This window comes from Clostridium sp. MT-14 (genome assembly GCF_042436595.1).
Lineage (GTDB): Bacteria > Bacillota > Clostridia > Clostridiales > Clostridiaceae > Clostridium_B > Clostridium_B aromativorans.
The window spans coordinates 122,105-147,056 of record NZ_JBHMIY010000007.1 but is presented as its reverse complement, the minus strand read 5'-3'; the positions used below and the strand labels follow the sequence as shown (position 1 = coordinate 147,056).

Sequence of the window (24,952 nt, the reverse complement as noted above, 5' to 3'; positions counted from 1 at the left end):
ACAGGGCTGTATTTTACCAAATGTGCCAGCGGAGGACCTGAATTTAAGAAATGCGTGATATTGGATGTGACAGATGAGTCCCATGGAAATACAAATGGAGTGGGAATGGCTGATGTCACGACTAGAAAGCTATTTGATAAAATAGATTTTATCTCGATGTATACAAATTGTTTTACAAGTACTGAAATAGAACCTGCTAAGATACCTATGGTTGCCAGGAATACGGAAGATGCTGTGAGGATAGCAGTCAAATTGTGCAATGGTATAAAAAGTAAGCAGCATAAGATAGTCTGGATTAAAAACACCATGGAGCTGGGGAAAATATTGGTAAGCGAACCTCTGNTAGCAGTCAAATTGTGCAATGGTATAAAAAGTAAGCAGCATAAGATAGTCTGGATTAAAAACACCATGGAGCTGGGGAAAATATTGGTAAGCGAACCTCTGCTGCCCGAAGTTGAAAAAAATCCCAAGCTTGAAATTTTAACTGGCCCTAAAGAGATTGAATTTGAAAAGGGCGAACCTGTAGATATATGGTAGGTTAATTTGCAGTAGGCATTGAGGTTGTTTGACCGCCAATGGGCTTTTTGGAAGAAAGCCGATTGGTGGTTCTGTTTTTTATAAAAGTAACTTTGTAAGAGAGTGGATTATTGAATATTACTGTCAAAATATATATAATTAATTCTGTATATAATAATTTTTGTGAAAATTAGAATGGTGGGTATGAATATGACACATAAACCAACAGAAAGAGTCTTGAATATATTGAATCTTTTGTCAATTACCCCTAAGGGGTTAACTTTAACGGAGATTTCTGAAGCAATTAGTATACCTAAAAGTACTCTTTATCCTATTATGCAGACAATGCTGGAACGTAACTTTGTTTATCTTGAAAAAAATTCTCTAAAATATTCAATGGGAATTTCTGCTTTTTGTATTGGGGCATCTTATTCGCAAAATAAACATATGATAGATTTCATACAAAAAATAATGAAAAACATTGTAGCTGATATTGATGAAACCTGTCAGATGGGAGTTCTCGACGGAAGCGATGTATTATATGTATTAAAAGAGGATCCTGTAAAAGATATGGATATTCGTCTTATTTCCCATGTAGGGAAACGACTGCCAGCGTATTGTACAGCTCTAGGAAAAGCTCTATTGAGTGGGTATAAGATTGAAAAAATAAAATCACTTTATCCTGATGGTTTAAAAGCTGTTACAAAAAACACTATAACGGATTTTAATGTCCTAGAAGCACAATTAGAAAAGATTAGACAAACTAATGTGTCGTTAGAGGTTGAAGAAGTGACAAAATTTTTACGATGTTATGCGGTTCCTCTAGCTTCAAAGGGGAAAGTCATAGGAGCTATTAGTATAAGTATCCCGACTTTTCGAGCTACTGAGAAGAAAAATAAATTGGCAATTGAATTGTTATTAAAGGCAAAAGAAAAAATTGATTCTGTCAATTATAATTAAATTTCATCATAGGGTTTGGAAGATCCATCAGCTTCATTTAGCTGATGGATTTTTATCCGAACAAAATTTTATACATCCCTGTTCCAGGCTGCTGATTCTGGCTAGAGAATAGACTCTATACCCTTTTGATTCCAGCAATTTTCTTCCCGGCTGAAAGGATTTTTCGATAACTATGCCTATGCCTGAAACTTCAGCCCCGGCAGATTCAATCAGACGTATAGCTCCTGAGGCAGCTTCTCCTTTTGCTAAAAAATCATCTATGATTAAAATTCTATCTTTTGCAGTAATGTATTTTTTGGACAGAGTTAAGTTGTAATCTATGGATTTAGTAAAAGAGTGTATGACGGTTTGATATATATTGTCGCTTAAAATTTTTGAAGTTTCCTTTTTTAATATCACCATAGGGAGTCCCATTTGAAGTGCTGTCATGGATGCTGGAGCAATTCCGGAACTCTCAACTGTAAATATTTTTGTGGGCTTGGCTTCTTTAAAATAATTTTTAAAATAAGTGCCTATTTCGTACATCAAATTTAAGTCCACCTGATGATTTAGAAAGGAATCTACTTTTAAAATATTTTTATCAATTACAAGTCCATCTTTCAAAATTCTTCTTTTTAATGAGTCCATTTTTATACCACCTTATATAATTATTTTTGGTATTTAAATGCCAAGTAAGAGTTGGATTTTAGAAAAACCGTACTGATTATTGGAATAATACTTATTATATAGAATATAGTTTACAACTTCAACTGTTGTTAATATTGGAAAATACATAATTTAGGAATATAATATATAGTATTATATTGTATTATAGGGAGTGGTTTAAGTGGATTTTTTAGAGCTCAGCAAAAAACGTTATTCTGTTCGAGAGTATGAAAGTAAAAAAGTAGAAGATGATAAACTTTCCAGGATATTAGAGGCGGCTAAAGTGGCACCTACAGCCTGCAACAATCAACCTCAGAGACTTATTGTAGTAAAAACTGAAGAGGGGCTTGAGAAGCTCAAAAAGGGAGCAAATGTATATGGGGCTCCATTGGCTGTAATTGTATGTGTGGATCGCAGTGAGTCATGGAAAAGACCTTTTGACAAGAAGGATATTGGAGATATAGATGCAGGTATAGTGGCCACTCATATGGTACTTGAGGCAGAAGAACTGGGATTAGGTACTATATGGATAGGTTATCTAGATCCCAAGGCAGTTAAAAGCGAATTCAACATTCCAGAAAATGTGGATCCAGTGAGCATCATAGGTATAGGTTATGCAAAAGGTCAGCCTGCGTCACCGAACAGACATAGTACTGAACGTAAACCTCTAGAAAAATGGGTAAATTATGAAACTTTCTAGGGCATACAAATGAAATTTCTGTTATCATAATAACACCACCATTAGAAGAAAATTAAATTTAGTGAACAGTTTTTAGCTGTTCACTGAATTTATCGGGCTATTATTTATGAAGGCCTTGATGTTATTACCTAAGAGTTCTACAAGTCTCTGTCTTGTTTCAATACATTTGCAGCCTATATGGGGAGTTAATATGACGTTTTTCATAGAAAATAGAGGATTGCTTACGTCAAAAGGTTCCTTTTCCTGAACATCTAAAGCTGCACCTGCAATTATTCCCATCTGTAAGGCTTCTATTAAATCCTTTTCATTTATTATGGCTCCTCTTGCAGTGTTTATAATAAACGAAGTGGATTTCATGAGTTTAAATTTATCCCTGTCAATGAGATGCTTTGTATCCTCTGTAAGAGGACAGTGAATGGATACGAAGTCACTTTTAGCCAGGAGTTCTTCTAAAGATACAAATTTTACGTTGGAAATTGGTTTTATACTTCTGTTATAGACCAGAACTTTCATATCCAGAGCCAGAGCTGTCTTTATAACGCGTTGTCCTATGGCACCAGCTCCAATTATGCCCAGAGTCTTATCTTTTATTTCAACATGCGGTACCTGGAGATCTTTGGTGAAATTGCTGAAGTTCCCTTCTTTCAACATTGTCTGCTGCAGGGTAATAGATGAACATAAGCTCAATATAAAGGTGATGGCAAGTTGTGCCACTGCATCTGTACTGTAGCCGGGTACGTTGCAAACCATAATATTTTTTTTACGGGCAGCTTCTATGTCTATATTGTTGTACCCTGTTCCAGCTTCACAGATAAGTTTTACAGAAGAGGGAAATTTACATATCAAATTGCCACTTAAAGGGAGTTCCTTGGTTACTACAATATTTTGGTCTTTAACTCTTTCTAGAATTTGGTCTTCACTGCTGCTGTCATACAATGCAACTTTAGTAAATTCATCTAATACTGAGAAATTAATTTTTCCATCAAAATTGATTTTGCTTGAATTTAAAAATACAGTATTTTTCATGTTAATCCTCCATGTTATATTACAAAATATTGTGAACTGNGCTGCCCGAAGTTGAAAAAAATCCCAAGCTTGAAATTTTAACTGGCACTAAAGAGATTGAATTTAAAAAGGGCGAACCTGTAGATATATGGAGATAAGAGTATGTTAGTGCTTAAAAGTAGATATGATGTCCACAAAATGATTTAATTTATACACCAGCAACCGGTGATTATAAATTACAATATACCAGATATCAAATAATTAAGATTTGTGGTTGAAATATCTACTGGCATATAAAAGGGGAAATGTATTATGGAAAATATAGAAGTGAAAAATATACCTAAAAGCAGATGGTTTCGAATTATTCCTCCCTGTATACTTGTTTATATAATTGCGTATATGGATAGGCAAAATATATCTTTTGCGATTGCCGGGGGAATGAACAGGACTTTGGGTATAGGTTCAACTGTAGCTGGAATAGCTGCCGGTATATTTTATGTGGGGTACGTTATACTTCAAATACCAGGAGGAAATTATGCAGAACACAAAAGCGCTAAGAAATTTATATTGAAATCCATAATGGCGTGGGGTTTGATTTCAATAATAACTGGCTTTGTAAATCAAACATGGGAACTGTTGGCATTGCGTTTTGCATTAGGAGTGGCAGAGGGAGGAGTCATGCCGGCTATTCTGGTTTTGATAACTCACTGGTTTCCAAATGAAGAAAGAGGAATGGCAAATGGATTCTTTGCGTTCAATTTTGCAATAGCAAGCGTTATTACTGCTCCTCTTTCAGGATGGATAATTTCTTTTTCTAATTGGCGATGGGTTTTTATTATTGAAGGCATAATAGCATTTATGCTGATATTCATCTGGTATCCGATTTATCGGATAAAACTCAGAAGAGAAAATTATTTGCAATAATTCCAATGATATTTTTTGCATTGTCACTTACGTTTTCAGTTAAATTTAAAGCTAATATATGGACCTCCTATGTCTTCTTGGCGTTGGCGGGCGTGTTCATTCATGATTATTACAGCAGTTTCTGGTCTTTACCACCTATGTTATTTGAATCTGATGTCAGCGGAGATGCACGTGGATTTATAAATGGAATAGGCTGTTTAGGCGGATTTATAGGGCCTTATTTGGTAGGGCTCGTTATGACATATACAAATAGTTCAGATATTGGAATGTATATATTAGCCATCGTTTTATTGATAGGATGTTTTTTCAATGCAGTTATAAAGCTCCCTACTATTATAAAAGAAAATAGAAATTAGCAGCTCAAATATAGTTGGAGACTAAAAATAATAAATAATATTTATAAAAATTGGATAGGTATAACTAAGATTTGTAAAATTAAGGAGGGAAAGGAAGATATGCAATCTGAAAAGACTAGATCAGGTAAATTAAAGATTCGTGGATTACGTTGGTGGATGTTTGTATTCTTCTTAATTATAGGCATATTTAATTACATGGATAGAATTTCATTGTCCATTCCAATGTCATTGATAGGCAAGCAATTGCATATAGGAACAATGTTTACGGGAATAGTGCTGAGTGCTTTTTTCTGGAGTTATACACTTATGCAGTTGCCGGGAGGATGGTTGGTAGATAAATTTAAACCCAGAAGAATTGTGACCTGTGCATTGATAGGCTGGGGTTTGGCTGAGAGTCTAACGGGTCTTGCAAACAGCTTTATGTCTTTGATAATTATAAGGTTATTTCTTGGAGTATTTGAGGGCCCTGTTCAAGTTGGTTGTAATACATCTCTTGTTAGCTGGCTTCTTCCATATGAGCGCGGAAGGGGAAGTACATTGGTAGACAGTGGAGGCCAGCTTGGTGCTGCACTGGGCGGAATAGTAGTCACAGGTCTCATAATGTGGCTGGGTACTTGGAGGATAGCATTTGCAATATTAGGTGTGCTAACTATATTAATTGGCATTGTCGCATATTTGTTTATGAGAGACAATCCTTCAGAACATCCAATGATAACTGAAGAGGAAGTTGAATATCTCAGCAAAAATGAAACTGGGGAAGAAGATAATAAAATTACAGGAGGAAATATTCTTCTGTATTTTAAACATGCTAGTCCATGGATGTTATTGCTGGGATTTGCTTCTTATGATGCTGTTGTATATGGACTGTTGACTTGGATTCCTTATTATATACAAAAAGTTAGGCATATTTCTTTCGGAATGACAGGGGTATGGACAATGCTTATTTTTGGATGCGGGTTTATAGGTGAAATTATTGCAGGGCAATTGTCAGATCGATGGAGGAGACATCCAGGTGCTTCTACGAATGTTGTCATGAAGACAATGCTTGGATTTGCGGGTATTGCAGTAGCAATTTCTGTATTGATGGTTAATTTTGTCCAAAATGCAACTGCTGCTGTTTTATTGATAAGTATCGCCAATTTCTTTTTGCGTTGGGGTGGATTGTATTGGAGTGTACCACAAATGTTAGTGGATAAGCAACATGTAGGAAGACTGTCAGGAGCAATGAATTTCGCAGGAAATGTAACGGGAATTATAATTCCAATTTTGATAGGTTGGATTGCTGCATTCAGTGGAGGATTTACAGCTACCTTTGTTATTTTCTGTGTGGCAGGATTGCTTATGACAATAAGTTCGATATCTATAAACTATTCTCATAAATTAAGTTAAGGATCACTTGATTTGATGTTATATAATATAAAAAGGATTGCTCTAAAATTTATTTTAGGACAATCCTTTTTATATTTAATGAGAATTGTTATATTATAATTGATAAATAATAGTTAATGGTGTGGGAATCAATCAAAACTTTCAATTGGTAAACCCAATTATAAATATAGTATAATAATTGATTCGTGATATAATGATTTTGGATGCCTTAAGGAGGGGATGATAGTCAATATGGAAAAACTTATAATCGATCCATATGAATTTATAACTGTGGATCTTAAAGGGGCAAAAGCAGTATTTTCAACGGCTAGGAGTAATTTAAATTTTAATAAAGCAGAGGATGAAGGAAAAAAAAACATTGAAAATTTAAAGAAATGGTTTAAATTAGAAAATGTGGGATTTTTAAACCAGGTACACGGATGTGAAATTGTCATATATAATCCCGACGATAAAGTGAAAGATGGAGATGGCATAATTACCAATAGATCCTGTACAGCTGTAGGAGTTTTTAATGCGGATTGCGTTCCTGTTATTATATATGATAGAGAGAAAAAGGTAATAGCTGCAGTTCACAGCGGATGGAAGGGGACACTGGCCTGCGTTGTTTCTAAAGCTATTGAAAAACTTGAAAAAGAATACAGCAGTAAACCTGAAAATTTACAGGTGTGTGTGGGACCACATATTCACAGCTGCTGCTATGAGGTAGGAGAAGAATTTAAGAATAAATTTAAAGATGATTCTTTCTACAGGAATAAAGACCACATATTCAATGGAAGAAATTTAGATTTAAAAAAGTGTATATTATATCAATTGTTAGAAAAAGGAGTAAACAGGCAAAATATAAACTATTTGGATATTTGTACAGCATGTAATAGGGAGTTTAAATTATATTCTTATAGAAAAGATAGAGGTACTGGAAGAATGTTTTCATTTGTTTATTTGGATACACTCGCTGAAGAAGGTTAAAATTATGTATTTCTGATTTTCTTAATTATTAGGTTATAGCTGTTAATTTTAGGTCTATAAGGAGGATAAATATTATGTTACAGAAAAAAATATTGATAGTAGATGATGAAGAACATATTTGTGAACTTATTGGATTCAATCTTAGAAAAAATGGATACAGAACTATTGTAGCAGCTGATGGTTTAAATGGACTTAAGATAGCAAGAGAAGAAAAACCTGATCTCATCTTACTAGATGTTATGCTGCCAGAGTTAGATGGTTATGAGGTCTGTAAAGAGATAAGAAAAGACAGTGAAATTTCTTCTACCCCTGTAATAATGATAACAGCTAAAGGAGAAGAATTTGACAGAGTATTAGGACTTGAACTTGGGGCAGATGATTATATAACAAAACCTTTTTCCATAAGGGAAATGGTAGCTAGAGTAAAAGCTGTACTGAGACGTTTAGAAGAGAGAAGCATAAGCAAAACTTATAGTTTTGGAGATATAAGTGTGGATTTTGACAAACATGAGGTAATTAAAGGTGAACATAAAGTTGAATTGACATTGAAGGAATTTGAACTTTTAAAGATACTCATAGAAAACAGAGGGAGAGTCATGACTAGAGATTTTCTATTGGATAAAGTGTGGGGTTATGAATATGCTGGAGAAACCAGAACTATAGATGTGCATATAAGACATTTGAGGCAAAAGATAGAAGATGGAAATAAAGCTCCCAAATATATAGAAACCATCAGAGGAATTGGCTATAGATTCAATTCGGAGGGGTAGCTGGTGATAAAATGAAGAGAAAATTGATGCTTTCCATGTTGGTAACACTTATATTTAGCATGCTTATAACTACTTTATTATTTATAATCATCGAAAATCGTGAATATATTGAAAATATGAAACAGACTTTAAAATTGAATAACCAGATTATAATAAATGTGATACAAAATAAGCTCCCAGAAGATATAAGCAGTTTTTCTACAAAGAATTTTAAAAATGCTATTATAAGGGAAACATTTATAGATAAAAAAGGAAAAGTGCTCAGCGATTCTGTAGCTTCAAAGGAAAGCATGGGTAATCACAATTCCAGAAAAGAAGTACAGGAGGCCAGAAAAAATGGGACCGGCTACGACGTAAGGCTAAGTGATACTACAGGTAAAAAGACGCTGTATTTTGCCACTGCATTTGGTGACGGCTATATAATGCGGAGTGCTCTTACCATGCAGACAATTAAGGGACTTGAGGGAAATTATTTTAAATATTACGTACTCATAATGTTTTTTTCTGTATTGGTGTCCATGATGTTTTCCGAAAAACTTTCAAAGTCTATAGTCAGTCCTATTGAAAAACTTCAACGTACTACTTCCAGCATAGCAGGTGGAAATTTTGACAACAGGGTCAAAATTAATTCCGATGATGAAATAGGCCAGCTTGCTATTACTTTTAACAATATGGCAGATAAGCTTCAGATTACATTGGAGGATTTGGTGGATAAACGCAATAAACTAGAGGCCATATTAAAGAGTATGGATAATGGCGTAATAGCTGTAGACATGGATTACAAGATAATAATGATAAATCCATATGCAGAGAGGATATTTGGAGTTCATAAGAACATAATAGGAAAAGATCTTCTGGATGGAATAAGGGATTTTGAACTGGAAGACATATTTAAAGATGAAGAGGATGATTACAGGGAAATAAAAATACTCTGGCCAAGGGAAAGAATACTGAGAATAAAAAGAGCTTTTATCATTAACGGCAGGGAAAAAATAGGGAAAGTAGCTGTAGTTCAGGATATAACAGATATAAAGAAATTGGAGAATATGAGATCCCAATTTGTGGCCAATGTTTCTCACGAATTAAAGACGCCTCTTACATCTATAAAAGGTTTTGCAGAGACATTAAAATATGTGGAAGACGAGGAAGATAAGAACAAGTTTTTAAATATAATAAATGATGAGGCAAATAGATTGACAAGACTGATAAATGATATTTTGACATTGTCGCATATAGAAAACAGTAAAATGGATAAATCTGAAATAATAGAAACAAACAACATAATAGAAGATATATGTTGCATGGTGGAGGCTTCAGCTGATAAAAAACATATAGTTATAAAAAAACAACTCTGTAAGCCACCGGGTATATGGGGTGATCCAGATAGATTTAAGCAGATGATCATAAATTTGGTGGACAATGCAATAAAATATACCGATAATGGCGGAAGGGTTAGCATTAATACAGACGTTAGAGACAACAATTATTTAATTTCTGTAGAGGACAACGGAGTTGGAATTTCAAAAGTACATCAGAAAAAATTATTTGAAAGGTTTTATAGGGTGGATAAAGCCAGATCCAGAAGCGCAGGGGGAACGGGACTTGGGCTTGCCATAGTAAAACATATAGTTTTAGCATTTAATGGAACTATAGAACTTAAAAGTGAAATTGGTGAAGGCAGTAAGTTTACAGTTAAAATTCCCATAGATTTAAATAAAAACCTAAGTACATGATTGAGAATAGACAGTTGAATTGGAACTGTCTATTTTTTAGTATAAATGTTAATTTTAATTAACATTCGTATAATAATATATTAACCTTGATGGGATATTATAAACAATGTAGTAATTAATTTTGTAAATATTACATATAAGTATTTTAAGGAGGTCTATGGAATTATGAAAAAAAAAGGTTTAAAAGGCCTTATGCTGATCATGTCTGTTGTTTTGGCAATAGGGGTTCTGGCAGGTTGTGGTGGAAATAGTGGCAGTAGCAGTACAGAAAATAGTACAAACGATACTAAAAAAGAGGAGATATCGGGTTCAATAACACTTGCAGGATCCACAGCTCTTCAGCCATTGGCAGAACAAATTGGAAAGACATTCGCAGAAAAAAATCCTAAAGCAACAGTTAACGTTCAAGGCGGAGGAAGCGGTACGGGATTGAATTTGGCTCTTCAGGGAACTGCAGATATAGGAAATTCTGATGTGACAGCAGAGTCAAAATTAGATGCAGCTAAGGCAAAAGAACTTGTTGACCATAAAGTCTGTGCTATAGGTTTTGCAGTAGTGGTCAACCCTAGTGTCAAGGTTGACAATTTGACTAAAGAGCAGATACAGAAGATATTTACCGGAGAGATCACCAATTGGAAAGATGTAGGCGGAGATGATATGAAGATAAATGTAATAAACAGAACTAAGTCATCCGGAACAAGGGCTACATTTAAAGACACAGTAATGGGCGGTAAAGATGAAAAGGAAGGTCTTGGTACAACCCAGGATTCAAATGGAAATGTTGAAAATGCCATTAAGACAACACAGGGTTCTATAAGTTATCTTGCACTTTCATATTTAACTGATGCAGTTAAGTCAAATGTGAAGGCCTTAAAAATAGAAGGAGTGGAAGCTACTTCAGAGAACATAATTGCGAAGAAATATCCATTCTGGTCATATGAACACATGTATACAAAGGGAGAAGCAAAAGGTGTTGCAAAAGCGTTTATAGATTACGTACTCAGTGATGAAAATACAGATACAGTAAAGAAACTTGGATATATACCAATGAGTGAGTTGAAATAAAAGTCATTTTTAAATATTTTGCTGGCTGGCTGTGAGTGGCTGGCCAGCAAAATTAATGTTGGGGTTGGTGAGTATGAAAAAAAAATCATTTAGGAATAAACTCAAAGACGAATATATGGGAAGGGGATTTGCGACACTTTGTGGTGTTATGATTATAATTCTCACCCTTAGTATAATAATTTTTATAGCCTCAAAGGGTATGAATACATTTGTAAAGAGAGGATATCCTCTAATGCAATTTTTATTTACATCAAGTTGGGTTCCTGATACTAGCACGCCTAAGCTTGGTGCTGCTATATTTTTTGTAGGTTCTACATTGGTTTCCATAGGAGCTGTCATATTGAGTGCACCTGTAAGTGTAGCGTTGGCTGTATTTATGAATTATATATCTCCTAAAATAGGCTCCAGGATATTACAACCTTCTCTGGAATTATTCGTAGGTATACCTTCTGTTGTATATGGCTGGGTTGGATTCAGCGTATTGATTCCCTTTTTAAAAACACATTTTGGCGGTATAGGATTTAGTGTGATTGCGGGAATATTAGTACTTAGCGTTATGATATTGCCTACTATAGCGAGCATTTCAGCAGATGCCGTAAAAACCATTCCGAAAGGATATATGGAAGCTTCCTATGGGCTTGGGGCGACCAGATGGCAGACTATATCCAAAGTAATAATCCCGTCAGCTAAAAATGGAATACTTACTGGAATAGTACTTGGACTTGCAAGAGCTTTTGGTGAAGCACTGGCAGTACAGATGGTAATAGGAAATACAATAAAATTTCCTGAGAACATTTTGAGTCCTACGTCTACACTTACCAGTATTTTGACCATGGATATGGGGAACACTGTAAATGGGACTGCATGGAATGATGCACTCTGGTCATTGGCGCTATTTCTTTTAATAATTTCTTTTATATTTATTTTGATAATAAGAGCAATAGGAAAGGGAAGTGAAATTAAATGATAGATGCCAAGACAAAAGATAAAATTTGGACTGGAGTTCTTTATGGAGTAACGGTTTTTATAGTAACCCTTTTGGTTGCTTTAATAGGTTATATATTATTTAAGGGTATAGGTTTTTTTAAACCGTCTTTTTTGTTTGGAGACGCTAAATTCGGAGAGGCAGGAGGAGGTATAGGTCCCCAACTTTTTAATTCATTTTATATGCTTGTGGTTTCATTGATTATAAGCGTGCCCTTTGGAGTAGGAGCTGGCATATATCTAGCTGAATATGCCAAAAGAGGTGTGTTTTTAAATACCATAAGGTTATGTATAGAAACAATGGCTTCTCTTCCATCTATTGTGGTTGGGTTATTCGGGCTTCTCATATTTGTAAATGCCACTCAGTGGGGATTTACGCTCCTATCAGGAGCTCTTGCTATATCGGTGTTGAATCTGCCAGCTTTAACCAGGGTAAGCGAAAATGCTATAACTGCAGCATCGGCTCCGGTAAAGGAAGCAAGTCTTGGACTTGGCGCAACTAGGTGGCAGACTATATCAAAGATTGTTCTTCCATCAGCTATACCTCAAATTTTGACGGGTGTAATACTCGCGGCAGGAAGGATATTTGGTGAAGCAGCAGCACTGTTGTATACTGCTGGAATGACTGCACCTAAATTGAATTTCTCATTTTTTAGTTTGACAAACAGCGGTTCGGCATTTAGCGTAATGAGACCGGCGGAGAGTTTAGCAGTTTATATATGGAAACTCAATTCAGAGGGTATGGTGCCCGATGCGTCGCAGATAGCTAATAAGGCATCTGCAGTCTTAGTCATTATGGTATTGTTATTTAACTTTTTAGCGAGAATAATAGGTAAAAAAATATATGAATCCTATACAGGTAAGAAATAGGGAGGGGAACTAATGTATATAATGCAAACTGAGGATCTTGATTTGTACTATGGGGCGGTTCAAGCTCTTAAAAAAGTAAATTTAAATGTAGAAAAAAATTCAGTTACGGCACTGATAGGACCTTCTGGATGTGGAAAATCGACATTTTTGAGGACTTTAAACAGAATGAACGACTTAATAGATTCAGTTAAAATTCAAGGCAAAGTTTTATTTGAAAACAAAGATGTATATAGCGAATATGACGTAATAGATTTGAGAAAGAGAATTGGAATGGTATTTCAGGCGCCAAATCCTTTTCCAATGTCCATATACAATAATGTGGCCTATGGACCTAGAATACATGGAATAAAGGATAAGAATAAATTAAATGAAATCGTGGAAAAGAGTTTAAAAGGTGCAGCTATATGGGATGAAGTAAAGGATAGGTTAAATAAAAATGCATTGGGACTTTCAGGAGGTCAGCAGCAAAGACTCTGTATAGCCAGGACTCTTGCAGTAGAACCAGATGTGCTTTTAATGGATGAGCCCACATCTGCACTTGATCCAATATCCACTCTTAAAATAGAAGAACTTATGGACATTTTAAAGAAAAAATATACTATAATAATAGTAACCCATAATATGCAGCAGGCTGGAAGAATATCCGATTATACAGCTTTTTTCTTAAATGGCGAAGTTGTGGAAAATGATAAGACCGAAAATATTTTTTATAAACCTAAGGATAAGAGGACAGAGGATTACATTACGGGAAGATTTGGATAAAATTATGGGTTTATGCAAAATGATAAAATAATCAATAATTTAAGAGAGGTGACGGATTATGACAAGAAAAGCATTTGACAATGCATTAAAAGAAATTCACAATGATGTGCTTAGAATGGGCAGTATAGTTGAAAAGCAAATTCATCAATGCATAGAATCACTGGTAAATCAAGATGAAGAGTTGGCAGAGCAGACTATAAAAAATGATGATCTAGTAGATGAGCTTCAGAGGGAAATAGAGGATAAATGTATAAAGGTCACTGCGAAGGAACAGCCTCTTGCTATAGATCTGAGAACAGTATTTACAAATTCTAAACTTATCATGGACCTTGAAAGAATAGCGGATCATGCGGTGGATATAGCGAAAATAACCTTAAGACTCAAAAATGAGAAATATGTAAAGAGGCTTATAGATATACCTGAGATGTCGAGTATAGTTAATGGCATGATAAAGACATCCCTGGATTCCTATGTGCAGAGGGATCTTGAAAAGGCCTATGAAGCTTGTAAAATGGATGATAAAATAGATGCGTTATTTAAAAAGGTGTTTACTGACATGATTAAGATTGCGGAAAAGGATGAAAGCAAGGTAAATCAGATGATCCAATTGGTACTTGTATGCAAGTATCTGGAAAGGATAGCGGATCGTGCTACAAATATATGTGAGGGAACAATATATCTAGTTACAGGAGAACAGAAAGATTTAAATGAATAGAATAAGTATATAGAATTTCTTAAGTTTTAAGTATTTCGATGCTTAAAACTTTTTTTGTTTAATTTTTAGTAATTTTATGGTATACTTTATTAGGTCGAAATGAACATTCTCAATGATCAGGAGGTATGTGATGTTTACTTTTACTCCCAAGGAAGACAAGTTTTATATGTTTTTTACACAGACAGCTGATATTGCTTACAAGGCTTCGAAATTACTGTGGGATTTTATGTATGATCTGAAAAATTCAGAAGAAAATTTAAAAAAGATAAAGGAAGTAGAACATGAGGGAGACAGAAAACAGCATGAAATACTGGAACAGTTAAATAAGACATTTATTACTCCCTTTGACAGAGAGGATATATATGTAATTGCAAAGGATATGGATGATATTATTGATTTAATAGAATCTACTGCCAGCAGGTTTGTCATGTTAAATGTAAATGAATGTACTAAAGAGGCCTTTCAATTAAGCAGTATGATAGTGGAATCCTGCAAGCAGATAATAGTTTTGATGGAAGAGTTGAAAAATATGAAAACGAGTAAAAAACTTTCACGTGTTATAATAGATGTAAATAGGATAGAGGAACAAGGAGATGTACTTTCGAGAAAAGCTATTGGGGATATATTTAGATCAAGTATGAAAGTTATAGATGTTATGAAGTGGAGGGAAATATATCAATATCTTGAAAATACGCTGGATGCCTGTGAGGATTTAGCAAATGTTGTCGAAGGAGTAGTAATGAAAAATGCCTAGCGCTTTGACTTTAACTGTAATAATAGTTGTGATTGCAATAATATTTGATGTTATAAACGGTTTTCACGATAGTGCCAATGCTATAGCTTGTGTTGTGTCTACCAGGGTAATGACTATGAGAGAAGCGGTTATAATGTCAGCTTCTCTAAATTTTGTCGGCGCTTTTATGAGTGTGAAGGTTGCCCAAACAATAGGCAATGGTATAGTGGATCCAAACGATGTTACGCAAAGTGTAATTATAGCTGCACTGATGGGAGCTATAATCTGGAATCTGATAACCTGGTATTTCGGCATACCAAGTAGTTCTTCTCATGCCCTTATAGGCGGACTAGTAGGATCTGCCATTGTCTATAAGAGCTCATTTCTAATAATCAATTGGCCGGGACTTTTTTGGAAAGTTATTGTCTGGCTGGTATTGTCACCAATAATAGGATTTATAGCAGGATTTGTATTTATGAATGTGATGAATATGATACTGAAAAATACAAGACCGCGTACGGTTACGAGGATTTTTTCAAAGGCTCAAATATTTTCAGCTATGTTAATAGCTTTAAATCATGGTGGAAATGATGCTCAAAAGACTATGGGAATAATAACTATGACATTGGTGAGTGCTGGATTTCTTGATAAATTTTCAGTACCTCTATGGGTTAAGGTATGCTGTGCATTATCCATGGCACTGGGTACTGCTTTAGGAGGAAAAAAGATAATAAAAACGATGGGATCCAAAATGGCCAGAATGACGCCGGTAAATGGATTTTCAGCAGAAATGGGAGCTTCGGCGGTAATATTTACGGCTACTATGTTTGATGCACCTGTCAGTACAACTCATATAATAACCACATCCATAATGGGAGTTAGTTCTGCTAAGAGATTTTCTGCAGTGAGGTGGGCTGTAGTCAAAGACATAGTCACAACGTGGATATTTACTATACCTAGTTGTGCTGCAATTTCAGGAATTCTTATATTTTTATTGAGTTTATTTTAATGGGTTGTAGTAAATATTTAATTTAAATAGGAGTCTAATACATATGAAAAATAAAATTAAGACAGTGAAACCTGGAAGTATTGCAGAAGAGATGGGAATAGAAAAGGGTGACTGTCTTTTATCAATTAATGGTGTTGAAATCAAAGATATAATAGATTATAAATTTTTAATAAGTGATGAATATGTAAAAATAGAAATAGAAAAAGAAAATAGAGAGATGTGGGAACTTGAAATAGAGAAGGAATACGATGAGGAACTGGGGGTGGAGTTTGAGGAGACAATTTTGGATAGACCTAAAAACTGTCATAATAAATGTATTTTTTGCTTTATAGATCAGCTCCCTTCAGGAATGAGAGATACTCTTTATTTTAAGGATGATGATTCAAGACTGGCTTTTTTTCAGGGAAATTTTGTCACTCTTACTAACATGACTGAAGGGGATATAGATAGAATAATTAAGTATAGAATCAGTCCTATAAATGTATCTGTTCATACTACTAATCCTGAACTTAGAATGAAGATGCTCAACAACAGATTTGCAGGAAATATATATGAACGCCTGAAGAAACTGACTGAAAATGAAATAAAGATAAATTGTCAGATAGTACTATGCCCTGGTATAAACGATGGAATAGAGTTTCGAAAAACTGTAGAGGACTTATATAAATTGTATCCGGAAATTGAAAATGTGGCAGTAGTGCCAGTGGGAATTACGAAATACAGACATGGACTTTTTAAGCTTAAGCAGTATGATAGAATTTCTGCTGGAGAACAATTACATATTGCAGAAGAACTTCAAAGTAAATATCTGATGGAAATAGGATCTCCCTTTGTAAGGCTTTCTGATGAGTTTTATCTTATTTCCCGCAGGAAAATTCCAAATTCAAAGTTTTATGAAAACTATAAGCAGTTGGAAGACGGTGTTGGCATCGTAAGACTTTTTAGAGATAATATAGACAGAGAGATCACATGTTTAAGAAAGGACATAAAAGGATCTTTTACTTTTTTAACAGGAGATTTAGCATATGATGATGTAAAGGCTGCTGCTGATAAGATATCAAAAGAGAATCAGGATATAGTGATTTATGTAAAAAAGATAATAAATAATTTCTTTGGCAATACTATAACTGTGGCGGGGCTTGTTACAGCAAGTGATATAGTAGAACAAATTCAGAATGACAATCTGGGAAAGTATGTAATTATACCGGAATGTATGTTTAGAAAAGGATATGAACTTTCAAAGTCAAAAGGCATGGTATTTTTAGATGATGTAACTTTAACGGATTTAGAGAAAATTTTAAAGAGAAAAATATTTGTATGTGATTATACGGGAAAGGATCTAATACGGATTATAAATGAAAACAGTGAGGTGAAATGATCAATGGGAAAGCCAATAGTAGCCATAGTGGGAAGGCCAAATGTAGGGAAGTCCACTTTGTTTAATAAATTAGCAGGCAAGAGAATATCCATAGTAGAAGATACTCCTGGAGTTACTAGAGATAGAGTATATGCAGAGGCAGAGTGGTTAAAATATAACTTTACTATAATTGATACAGGAGGAATTGAACCAGAAAATAATGATATAATATACCTTCAGATGAGAAGGCAGGCTCAGATGGCAGTTGAAATTGCTGACGTGATAATATTTATAGTTGACGGAAAAGAAGGGCTTGTTGATTCTGATAGAGAAGTGGCCCAGATGCTTAGAAAGAGTAAAAAATCAGTGGTGCTTGTAGTAAATAAAATAGACAGTGCAAAACAAGAGGTTTCTACTTATGAGTTTTATAATCTAGGTATAGGTGATCCTATAGCTATCTCAGCTTCTCAGGGATTGGGTCTGGGTGATATGTTGGATAAGGTAGTGGAGAATTTTCAAGATAACAGCGGTGAAGATGAAAATGGAGATTATATAAAGATAGCTTTTATAGGTAGGCCAAATGTTGGAAAGTCATCTCTTATAAATAAATTACTGGGTGAGGAAAGAGTTATTGTAAGTGAAATTCCCGGTACTACAAGAGATGCTGTAGACAGCTATCTAGACACAGAAGAAGGCAAATTTTTATTGATAGATACGGCAGGTATTAGGAGGAAGAGCAAGGTTAAAAAGGAAGTGGAAAAATATAGTGTTATAAGAACTTATACAGCAGTGGAAAGAGCAGATGTATGTGTACTTATGCTTGATGCCACCCAGGGTATAAGCGAGCAGGATGAAAAGATAATAGGCTATGCCCATGAATTGAATAAATCCATCATGGTTGTGATCAATAAATGGGATCTGATAGAGAAGGATGCAAAGACAACAAATATTTATAAGAATAATATAAATAGAGGTCTTTCTTTTATGACTTATGCACCCTATCTTTTCATATCTGCAAAAACAGGACAGAGAATACACAAAGTATTGGAAACAGTAAAACTGTGTTATGAAAACTACTGTAAAAAAATAAAGACAGGGGTGTTAAATGACGTTATAAGCAGGGCAGTTATGATGAAGGAACCACCGGTTATTGGAACTAAGAGATTGAAAATATACTATGTCACCCAAACGGGAAATAAACCCCCTACTTTCGTGTTTTTTGTAAATGATCCTACTTGTATTCATTTTTCTTATGAGAGATATATAGAAAATCAATTGAGAGACAGCTTTGATTTTACAGGCACTGGAATAAAACTTGAATTTAGAGAAAGGAAGGGTTAGCTGTGGGTTTATCTGTATCTTTTTTAGGAGGGGGAAGTTTCGGAACAGCCCTTTCTATAATGCTTGCTAAAAAGGGAATTGAAGTGAATTTGTGGGATAGAAAAAATTCCATAGTTCAGGACATAAATGAAAGAAGGGAAAATATTAAATACCTTCACAAAGTATTGATTCCCAATAACGTAAAAGCATCTATAAATGCGGAACAGGTAATTAAAGAAAGCGGTATTTTGGTTTTAGCAGTTCCGTCTCAGGCCGTAAGGGAAGTGTGTAAAAATTTTAAGCAGTTTATAAGCAAAGATCAGATAATTGTAAATATAGCCAAGGGAATAGAAGAAAAAACGGGCAAAAGACTTTCTGAAGTTATTGAAGAGGAACTACCTGAAAATAAAGTGGTAGTGCTTTCAGGACCAAGTCATGCAGAAGAGGTAGCTCTTGATATACCTACAACGGTAGTGGTATCTTCAAAAGATGTCAACTGCAGTAAAAAAATCCAAAACCTTTTTACAACAAGCAAATTTAGAGTGTATACCAATAAAGATATAGTGGGAGTTGAAATTGGAGGTGCTGTTAAAAATATAATTGCACTGGCAGCAGGAATCTCAGATGGAATAGGTTATGGTGATAACTCAAAGGCAGCTCTTATGACCAGAGGGATTGCAGAAGTGGTGAGAATTGGAGAAAGGCTTGGAGGTAAAAGAGAAACATTTTCAGGACTTTCGGGCATAGGAGATCTTATAGTTACCTGTACCAGCATGCACAGTAGAAACAGAAGAGCTGGAATACTTATAGGTCAGGGCAAATCAGTAGAAGAGGCAATTAAGGAAGTTAATATGGTAGTCGAAGGTATATCAGCTTGTAGAGCTTTTTATAAGCTTAAAAATAAGCTAAATGTAGAAATGCCTATAACGGAGGCTCTTTATGAGATACTTTTCAAAGGAAAAGATCCAAGATATACTGTATATGAATTGATGACAAGAGCCAAAAAAAGCGAAACATATTGAAAATTAATTTGAGCTGTAAGTGAAATAATATGTAATAAAATATGCTCCACCAAAATATATATATACTGTTAATATTAGATTATTGGAGGGTATATTTTGGAAAACTTTAATATATACAAGGATATCGCAGAGAGAACTCAGGGAGATATATATGTGGGAGTTGTGGGCCCTGTTAGAACTGGAAAATCCACTTTCATAAAAAAATTCATGGAAATAATGGTACTTCCCAACATAGATAATTCTTATAAAAAACAGAGGGCTAAAGATGAATTGCCCCAAAGTTCTTCAGGAAAATCAATTCATACTACTGAGCCTAAATTTGTTCCCAATGAAGCTATAGAGATAAGTTTAAATGAAAGTACTAAGTTTAAAGTGAGAATGGTGGATTGCGTTGGGTATATAGTTAAGAGCGCATTGGGATACATGGAGGGAGAAGAAGCTAAAATGGTTACCACTCCATGGTATGACTATGAAATACCTTTTGAAGAAGCTGCTGAAATTGGAACTAAAAAGGTAATAAATGAACATTCAACTATAGGGCTTTTAGTGACTACGGATGGTTCTATAACAGATATAAGCAGGGATGATTATGTTGACGCTGAAGAAAGAGTGGTAAATGAACTCAAGTCAATAAATAAGCCTTTTATGGTAATCTTAAATTCACAACATCCTTATGAGCCTGATACCATGGCTTTAAAGAAAGAATTGGAGAACAAATATGATGTACCTGTTCAATGTATGGATGTACTTAATATGAAAGAAGATGACATAACAAATGTATTTCAAAGAATACTTAAAGAATTCCCAATTAAGGAAATAAATATTGATATGCCTGAATGGATAGAAAAAATGGAGCCCTCTCATTGGCTGAAATTAGATTTCATAAATTTGGTAAAGGATATGTGCGGCAGCGTGTATAAAATAAGGGATATAGTAAAATCTGTAGATGGATTTTCAGATGTAGAATTTGTGGGAGAATCTGAGGTAAAAGAAATTAATATGGGAGAGGGCACTGCCAGCATTGATTTAAAACCTAAAAAAGATCTTTACTATAAGGTATTAGGAGAGGTATGCGGAAAGGAAATTCAAGGAGAAAATGATCTGCTGAATATAGTAAGAGAAATGCACAGTGCAAAAGTGGAATATGACAAGATTTCAACGGCTTTGAAAGATGTTAGAGAAACCGGTTATGGTCTAGTAGCACCTCAGCTTTCAGAAATGAAGCTGGAGGAACCGCAGATAGTAAAACAGGGAAATAAATTTGGAGTAAAATTAAAAGCAAGTGCTCCATCCCTGCACTTCATACGCGCAGATATTGAAACGGAGATTTCACCTATAATGGGTACAGAAAGGGAAAGTGAGGAAATGGTCAAATCCCTGCTGGAGCAATTTGAAAGCGATCCTTCTAAAATATGGCAGAGCAATATGTTTGGCAAGTCACTGGAAATATTGGTGAAAGAGGGACTTCAAAACAAACTCTATAAGATGCCAGAGGATATTCAGATTAAAATACAAAAAACACTTCAGAAAATTATAAATGAAGGCAATGGCGGCTTGATATGCATTATACTTTAAGTTTTAAAAATACATTTTATTGTGATTTTGTCTAATATATATTACTATTTTAGAATTATATTTTCAGATCTACGGCTTCAGGCAGTTGTATTTAATTGTCTGAAGCTTTAAGTTTATTTTATCAAATAAATGTATAAAATTACTATAAATATGTCTATTAGAGATGTTTTGTGATATAATCGTTTTAAACTACAATTTAGAGAAAGTTTTAATATGGATTTATCAGCTCTGAAATATAAAATTTATCTTGAAATTATTATATGTATTTATGTATAATTAGTTGTAGACTTATGTGGTTTTGTGGAAGGATGAAATTATAATGATTAAAAGCATGACAGGATATGGGAGGGGCACAGTAGAAAGTGATGGACAGAGTTTTACAGTAGAAATAAAAAGTGTAAATCACAGATACTGTGATTTAAATATTAAAATGCCAAAAAGCTTTATGCCGTTAGAAGACAGAATAAGAAAAGTAGTTCAACAAAAAATAAATAGAGGTAAAGTAGATATATTTATAACTCAGGCGGATTTTGGCAATTGCTCTACAAGGGCTGTACTAGATGAAGAATTAGCGGACAGCTATGTAGAGTGTTTAAATAGGATAAGAGAAAAATATGATATAAAAGAGGGTGTATCTCTTGATTTAATTGCTAGATTCCCGGATGTGATAACATTGAAAAAGGAAGAGGATGATCTTGAAAGCGCTTGGGAATATTTATTACAGGCTCTAAATGATGCTATTTCCATGCTCATGGACATGAGAGAGAAAGAAGGAGAAAAGTTAAAGGAAAATATGATTGAGAAATGCAGCCATATTCAAGCTTTAATGGATGATATAGAAAAGCAATCTTTTAAGATACCTGAAGAGTATAGAGAAAAACTTTCAGATAGATTAAAAGATCTATTGGGAAAATATCCGGTAGATGAAAATAGGCTGGCAATGGAAATTGCACTATTTGCAGATAAGTCCTGTATTGATGAGGAAATTGTAAGGTTAAATAGTCATATAATTCAGTTTAAAGATACTTTAAATGTTGATGAACCTGTAGGAAGAAAGCTTGATTTTATATTACAGGAGATGAATAGAGAGGCAAATACCATTGCATCTAAATCGACAAATTTAGAAGTAACGCGGCTGATATTAAATGTAAAGAATGAGATAGAAAAAATAAGAGAACAGATACAAAATGTAGAGTAAACAGGAGGAAATGTATGGGTATTAAGTTAATAAATATAGGCTTTGGAAATATTGTTTCAGCAAATAGATTGGTGGCTATAGTGAGTCCAGAGTCTGCACCGATAAAGAGAATAATTCAGGAGGCAAGAGATAGGGGAATGCTCATCGATGCCACTTATGGAAGAAGAACAAGAGCTGTTATAATAACTGACAGTGATCATGTAATACTTTCAGCGGTTCAACCTGAGACTGTAGCACATAGATTGTCGTCTAAAGATGGAGAAGATGAAATCAGTGAGGTTGAGGAATAATGCGAAAAAAAGGTCTTCTAATTGTAATATCGGGGCCTTCTGGAACAGGAAAAAGTACAGTATGCAAAGCCCTGATAAAAAAGGATAAATTTTGGATTTCTGTTTCAGCTACCACAAGATCTCCACGAAAAGGTGAAGTAGATGGAGTGAATTATTATTTTTTGACTGAAGAAGATTTTAAAAATAAAATAAAAAACAATAATTTTTTGGAATATGCAAAAGTATATGGGAATTATTATGGAACTCCTAGGTCCCAGGTTTTAAAAGCTATAAAAGAGGGAAATGACGTAGTACTCGAGATTGATATTCAGGGGGCTTTGATGGTAAAAGAGACCTATCCTGAAGGCGTATTTATATTTATACTTCCTCCTTCAATGGAAGAACTTAAGAAGAGAATTATAAGTAGAGGCAGTGAAACACCAGAATCCTTCATGACTAGATTCAGTTCGGCCTATAAGGAAATAAATTATGTATCAAAATATAACTATGTGGTTATAAATGATACTGTAGATAATGCCGTAAGAAATATAGAGAGTATAATTGCGGCGGAAAAATGCAGAGTGGATAGAGTTAAAGATGAAATATTAGATCCTAAGGAGGGAATTACATATGAACAACTCGATGATAAATCCATCTATTGTAGATCTATTAAAAAGAGTGGACAATAGATATACATTAGTTGCTGTGACATCTAAGAGAGCAAGGCAATTGATTGATGGATCTGAACCTTTGGTGAATATAGATTCAACTAAACCAGTTACTATAGCTATTAATGAAATATATCAAAATTTGATTACTTACGAAACTGTAAAAGAAGGTATTAAGTAATGTTGAATGTAAGTGATAGGAAAACGGTAGTTATAGGAGTAACTGGTGGAATAGCAGCTTATAAGGCGCTGGATGTGGTAAGCAGGCTAAAAAAAAGAAACTTTGAGGTAAATGTCATAATGACAAAATCCGCAGTGAAATTTGTAACGCCGCTTAGTTTTCAGACTATGAGCCAGAATATAGTAAATGTTGATATGTTTCAGGAACCGAGAGCTTGGGAAATACAGCATATCTCCCTTGCAAAGAAGGCAGACTTACTGGCGGTTATTCCGGCAACTGCGGATATAATAGGAAAAGTGTCAAGTGGCATAGCAGATGATCTCTTAACTACTACAATTATGGCAACCAAAGCTCCTGTGGTTTTTGCTCCTGCCATGAACACAAATATGTACAACAACCCCATTGTACAGGACAATATCAATAAACTCATGAAATTTGGATATGAATTTATAAGACCTGCATCAGGAAGGCTGGCCTGTGGTGACAGTGGAGAGGGAAAACTTGAGGATACGGGTTTTATAGCCCAGATAATTGAAAGTATGTTGTATGATAAAAAAGACCTGAAGGGTAAAAAGGTGCTTGTTACTGCTGGACCTACCAGGGAGGATATAGATCCTGTGAGGTATATAACCAATAGATCCACTGGCAAAATGGGATATTCCATAGCTGAAGAAGCCAGAGATAGGGGAGCGGAAGTAACCCTTGTTTCCGGGCCCACTAACTTAAATATACCCTTTGGAGTACAATTTGTGAGTGTGAGGACAAATGAGGAGATGCTCAATGCAGTACTTGAGAAATTTGAAAAACAGGATATAGTAGTAAAGGCAGCTGCAGTTTCTGATTATAAACCCAAAGTGTATTCTCAGAAAAAGATAAAAAAAGACGGAGATGAGCTTTCACTTCCACTTACCAGGGATATTGATATATTGAAAGAGCTAGGTAAACTAAAAAGTAATCAAATTTTAGTAGGTTTTGCTGCAGAAAGCAATGATCTAATTGAAAATGCTGCAAAAAAATTGGAAAGCAAAAATTTGGACTATATAATTGCCAATGATATAACAGGTGTAGATACTGGATTTGCCTCAAATAATAATAAAGTTACTATAATATTCAAGGATGGGAATAAAATCGATTTAGATAAGATGACAAAGAGAGAAGTAGCGCGAAAATTATTTGATATATTGGCATCTAAATTATGAGTTTATTTATGTTTAAGAGGGGTTAAAATTTAAATGCCTCTCTTATTTAATGTTTATTGTA

Annotated in this window: 26 protein-coding genes and 1 pseudogene; 25 read left to right on the top strand and 2 right to left on the bottom strand. The window is 34.5% G+C overall.

Going from position 1 to position 24,952, the window contains the following annotated elements:
- Together ACFHWD_RS07735 and ACFHWD_RS07730 are read left to right on the top strand one after the other, a co-directional pair.
- A pseudogene (locus tag ACFHWD_RS07735) lies at window positions 1–537 on the top strand (hypothetical protein); the annotation flags it as partial.
- A gap of 189 nt (window positions 538–726) precedes the next feature.
- Entirely contained in the window at window positions 727–1,476 is a 750-nt protein-coding gene (locus tag ACFHWD_RS07730; RefSeq protein ID WP_150355712.1) for an IclR family transcriptional regulator, read from the top strand.
- Between the two features lie 33 nt (window positions 1,477–1,509).
- Here the strand turns inward: ACFHWD_RS07730 and ACFHWD_RS07725 are convergent, their stop codons facing one another.
- On the bottom strand, window positions 1,510–2,103 hold the full coding sequence (locus ACFHWD_RS07725) for a xanthine phosphoribosyltransferase (protein WP_179977035.1): 594 nt from the start codon (window positions 2,101–2,103) through the stop codon (window positions 1,510–1,512).
- Window positions 2,104–2,302: 199 nt separating this feature from the next.
- On the opposite strand from ACFHWD_RS07725, the gene ACFHWD_RS07720 reads away from it, so the two are divergent.
- Window positions 2,303–2,821, top strand: coding sequence for a nitroreductase family protein (locus ACFHWD_RS07720; protein WP_150355714.1), 519 nt, complete (start codon window positions 2,303–2,305; stop codon window positions 2,819–2,821).
- A 72-nt stretch (window positions 2,822–2,893) separates the two neighbouring features.
- Here the strand turns inward: ACFHWD_RS07720 and ACFHWD_RS07715 are convergent, their stop codons facing one another.
- Window positions 2,894–3,847, bottom strand: a complete 954-nt coding sequence (locus ACFHWD_RS07715) for an NAD(P)-dependent oxidoreductase (protein ID WP_150355715.1) — start codon at window positions 3,845–3,847, stop codon at window positions 2,894–2,896.
- A 291-nt stretch (window positions 3,848–4,138) separates the two neighbouring features.
- Here ACFHWD_RS07715 and ACFHWD_RS07710 point away from each other — a divergent pair, with 291 nt between their 5' ends.
- The 22 genes from ACFHWD_RS07710 (at window position 4,139) to coaBC (ending at window position 24,891) form a co-directional block, all read left to right on the top strand.
- Window positions 4,139–4,750: an MFS transporter gene (locus ACFHWD_RS07710; protein ID WP_378061260.1), complete on the top strand. Its 612-nt coding sequence runs from the start codon at window positions 4,139–4,141 to the stop codon at window positions 4,748–4,750.
- Between the two features lie 5 nt (window positions 4,751–4,755).
- A complete protein-coding gene (locus ACFHWD_RS07705) occupies window positions 4,756–5,106 on the top strand; it encodes a hypothetical protein (RefSeq protein WP_378061258.1) in 351 nt (116 codons plus the stop codon).
- A gap of 99 nt (window positions 5,107–5,205) precedes the next feature.
- On the top strand, window positions 5,206–6,495 hold the full coding sequence (locus ACFHWD_RS07700) for an MFS transporter (protein WP_150355843.1): 1,290 nt from the start codon (window positions 5,206–5,208) through the stop codon (window positions 6,493–6,495).
- A 231-nt stretch (window positions 6,496–6,726) separates the two neighbouring features.
- Entirely contained in the window at window positions 6,727–7,461 is a 735-nt protein-coding gene (gene pgeF, locus ACFHWD_RS07695) for a peptidoglycan editing factor PgeF (protein WP_150355904.1), read from the top strand.
- Between the two features lie 74 nt (window positions 7,462–7,535).
- Complete coding sequence (locus ACFHWD_RS07690) at window positions 7,536–8,231, top strand: response regulator transcription factor (protein ID WP_150355844.1); 696 nt, start codon at window positions 7,536–7,538, stop codon at window positions 8,229–8,231.
- Window positions 8,232–8,242: 11 nt separating this feature from the next.
- Complete coding sequence (gene pnpS, locus ACFHWD_RS07685; protein WP_150355845.1) at window positions 8,243–9,964, top strand: two-component system histidine kinase PnpS; 1,722 nt, start codon at window positions 8,243–8,245, stop codon at window positions 9,962–9,964.
- Between the two features lie 165 nt (window positions 9,965–10,129).
- Window positions 10,130–11,029: a phosphate ABC transporter substrate-binding protein gene (locus tag ACFHWD_RS07680; protein WP_150355846.1), complete on the top strand. Its 900-nt coding sequence runs from the start codon at window positions 10,130–10,132 to the stop codon at window positions 11,027–11,029.
- 73 nt (window positions 11,030–11,102) lie between these two features.
- A complete protein-coding gene (pstC, locus tag ACFHWD_RS07675) occupies window positions 11,103–11,996 on the top strand; it encodes a phosphate ABC transporter permease subunit PstC (protein ID WP_150355847.1) in 894 nt (297 codons plus the stop codon).
- The gene (gene pstA, locus ACFHWD_RS07670) at window positions 11,993–12,883 is read left to right on the top strand and encodes a PstA family ABC transporter permease (RefSeq protein ID WP_378061254.1); all 891 of its coding nucleotides are present in this window, start codon (window positions 11,993–11,995) and stop codon (window positions 12,881–12,883) included. Before pstC ends, pstA begins: the two co-directional genes overlap by 4 nt.
- Before the next feature lie 12 nt (window positions 12,884–12,895).
- Window positions 12,896–13,645, top strand: a complete 750-nt coding sequence (gene pstB, locus ACFHWD_RS07665) for a phosphate ABC transporter ATP-binding protein PstB (protein WP_179977225.1) — start codon at window positions 12,896–12,898, stop codon at window positions 13,643–13,645.
- A gap of 58 nt (window positions 13,646–13,703) precedes the next feature.
- Window positions 13,704–14,360 (top strand): phosphate signaling complex protein PhoU, encoded by a 657-nt coding sequence (gene phoU / locus ACFHWD_RS07660; protein ID WP_150355849.1) that lies wholly within the window; start codon window positions 13,704–13,706, stop codon window positions 14,358–14,360.
- Window positions 14,361–14,490: 130 nt separating this feature from the next.
- Window positions 14,491–15,114 carry a DUF47 domain-containing protein gene (locus ACFHWD_RS07655; RefSeq protein ID WP_150355850.1) on the top strand — a complete coding sequence of 208 codons (624 nt, stop codon included), beginning with the start codon at window positions 14,491–14,493 and terminating at the stop codon, window positions 15,112–15,114.
- Window positions 15,107–16,102: an inorganic phosphate transporter gene (locus tag ACFHWD_RS07650; protein WP_150355851.1), complete on the top strand. Its 996-nt coding sequence runs from the start codon at window positions 15,107–15,109 to the stop codon at window positions 16,100–16,102. Before ACFHWD_RS07655 ends, ACFHWD_RS07650 begins: the two co-directional genes overlap by 8 nt.
- A gap of 43 nt (window positions 16,103–16,145) precedes the next feature.
- Window positions 16,146–17,480: a DUF512 domain-containing protein gene (locus ACFHWD_RS07645; RefSeq protein WP_150355852.1), complete on the top strand. Its 1,335-nt coding sequence runs from the start codon at window positions 16,146–16,148 to the stop codon at window positions 17,478–17,480.
- A 3-nt stretch (window positions 17,481–17,483) separates the two neighbouring features.
- Window positions 17,484–18,800, top strand: a complete 1,317-nt coding sequence (gene der / locus ACFHWD_RS07640; RefSeq protein ID WP_179977226.1) for a ribosome biogenesis GTPase Der — start codon at window positions 17,484–17,486, stop codon at window positions 18,798–18,800.
- A 2-nt stretch (window positions 18,801–18,802) separates the two neighbouring features.
- The gene (locus tag ACFHWD_RS07635) at window positions 18,803–19,801 is read left to right on the top strand and encodes an NAD(P)H-dependent glycerol-3-phosphate dehydrogenase (protein ID WP_150355854.1); all 999 of its coding nucleotides are present in this window, start codon (window positions 18,803–18,805) and stop codon (window positions 19,799–19,801) included.
- 96 nt (window positions 19,802–19,897) lie between these two features.
- Entirely contained in the window at window positions 19,898–21,376 is a 1,479-nt protein-coding gene (spoIVA, locus tag ACFHWD_RS07630) for a stage IV sporulation protein A (protein ID WP_150355855.1), read from the top strand.
- Between the two features lie 319 nt (window positions 21,377–21,695).
- A complete protein-coding gene (locus ACFHWD_RS07625; RefSeq protein WP_150355856.1) occupies window positions 21,696–22,574 on the top strand; it encodes a YicC/YloC family endoribonuclease in 879 nt (292 codons plus the stop codon).
- Between the two features lie 14 nt (window positions 22,575–22,588).
- A complete protein-coding gene (gene remA, locus ACFHWD_RS07620; protein ID WP_150355857.1) occupies window positions 22,589–22,864 on the top strand; it encodes an extracellular matrix/biofilm regulator RemA in 276 nt (91 codons plus the stop codon).
- On the top strand, window positions 22,864–23,532 hold the full coding sequence (gene gmk / locus ACFHWD_RS07615; RefSeq protein ID WP_150355858.1) for a guanylate kinase: 669 nt from the start codon (window positions 22,864–22,866) through the stop codon (window positions 23,530–23,532). The genes remA and gmk overlap by 1 nt, the downstream gene beginning before the upstream one ends.
- Window positions 23,474–23,692 (top strand): DNA-directed RNA polymerase subunit omega, encoded by a 219-nt coding sequence (rpoZ, locus tag ACFHWD_RS07610; protein ID WP_150355859.1) that lies wholly within the window; start codon window positions 23,474–23,476, stop codon window positions 23,690–23,692. Before gmk ends, rpoZ begins: the two co-directional genes overlap by 59 nt.
- On the top strand, window positions 23,692–24,891 hold the full coding sequence (coaBC, locus tag ACFHWD_RS07605; RefSeq protein ID WP_179977228.1) for a bifunctional phosphopantothenoylcysteine decarboxylase/phosphopantothenate--cysteine ligase CoaBC: 1,200 nt from the start codon (window positions 23,692–23,694) through the stop codon (window positions 24,889–24,891). The genes rpoZ and coaBC overlap by 1 nt, the downstream gene beginning before the upstream one ends.
- Window positions 24,892–24,952: the final 61 nt, after the last annotated feature.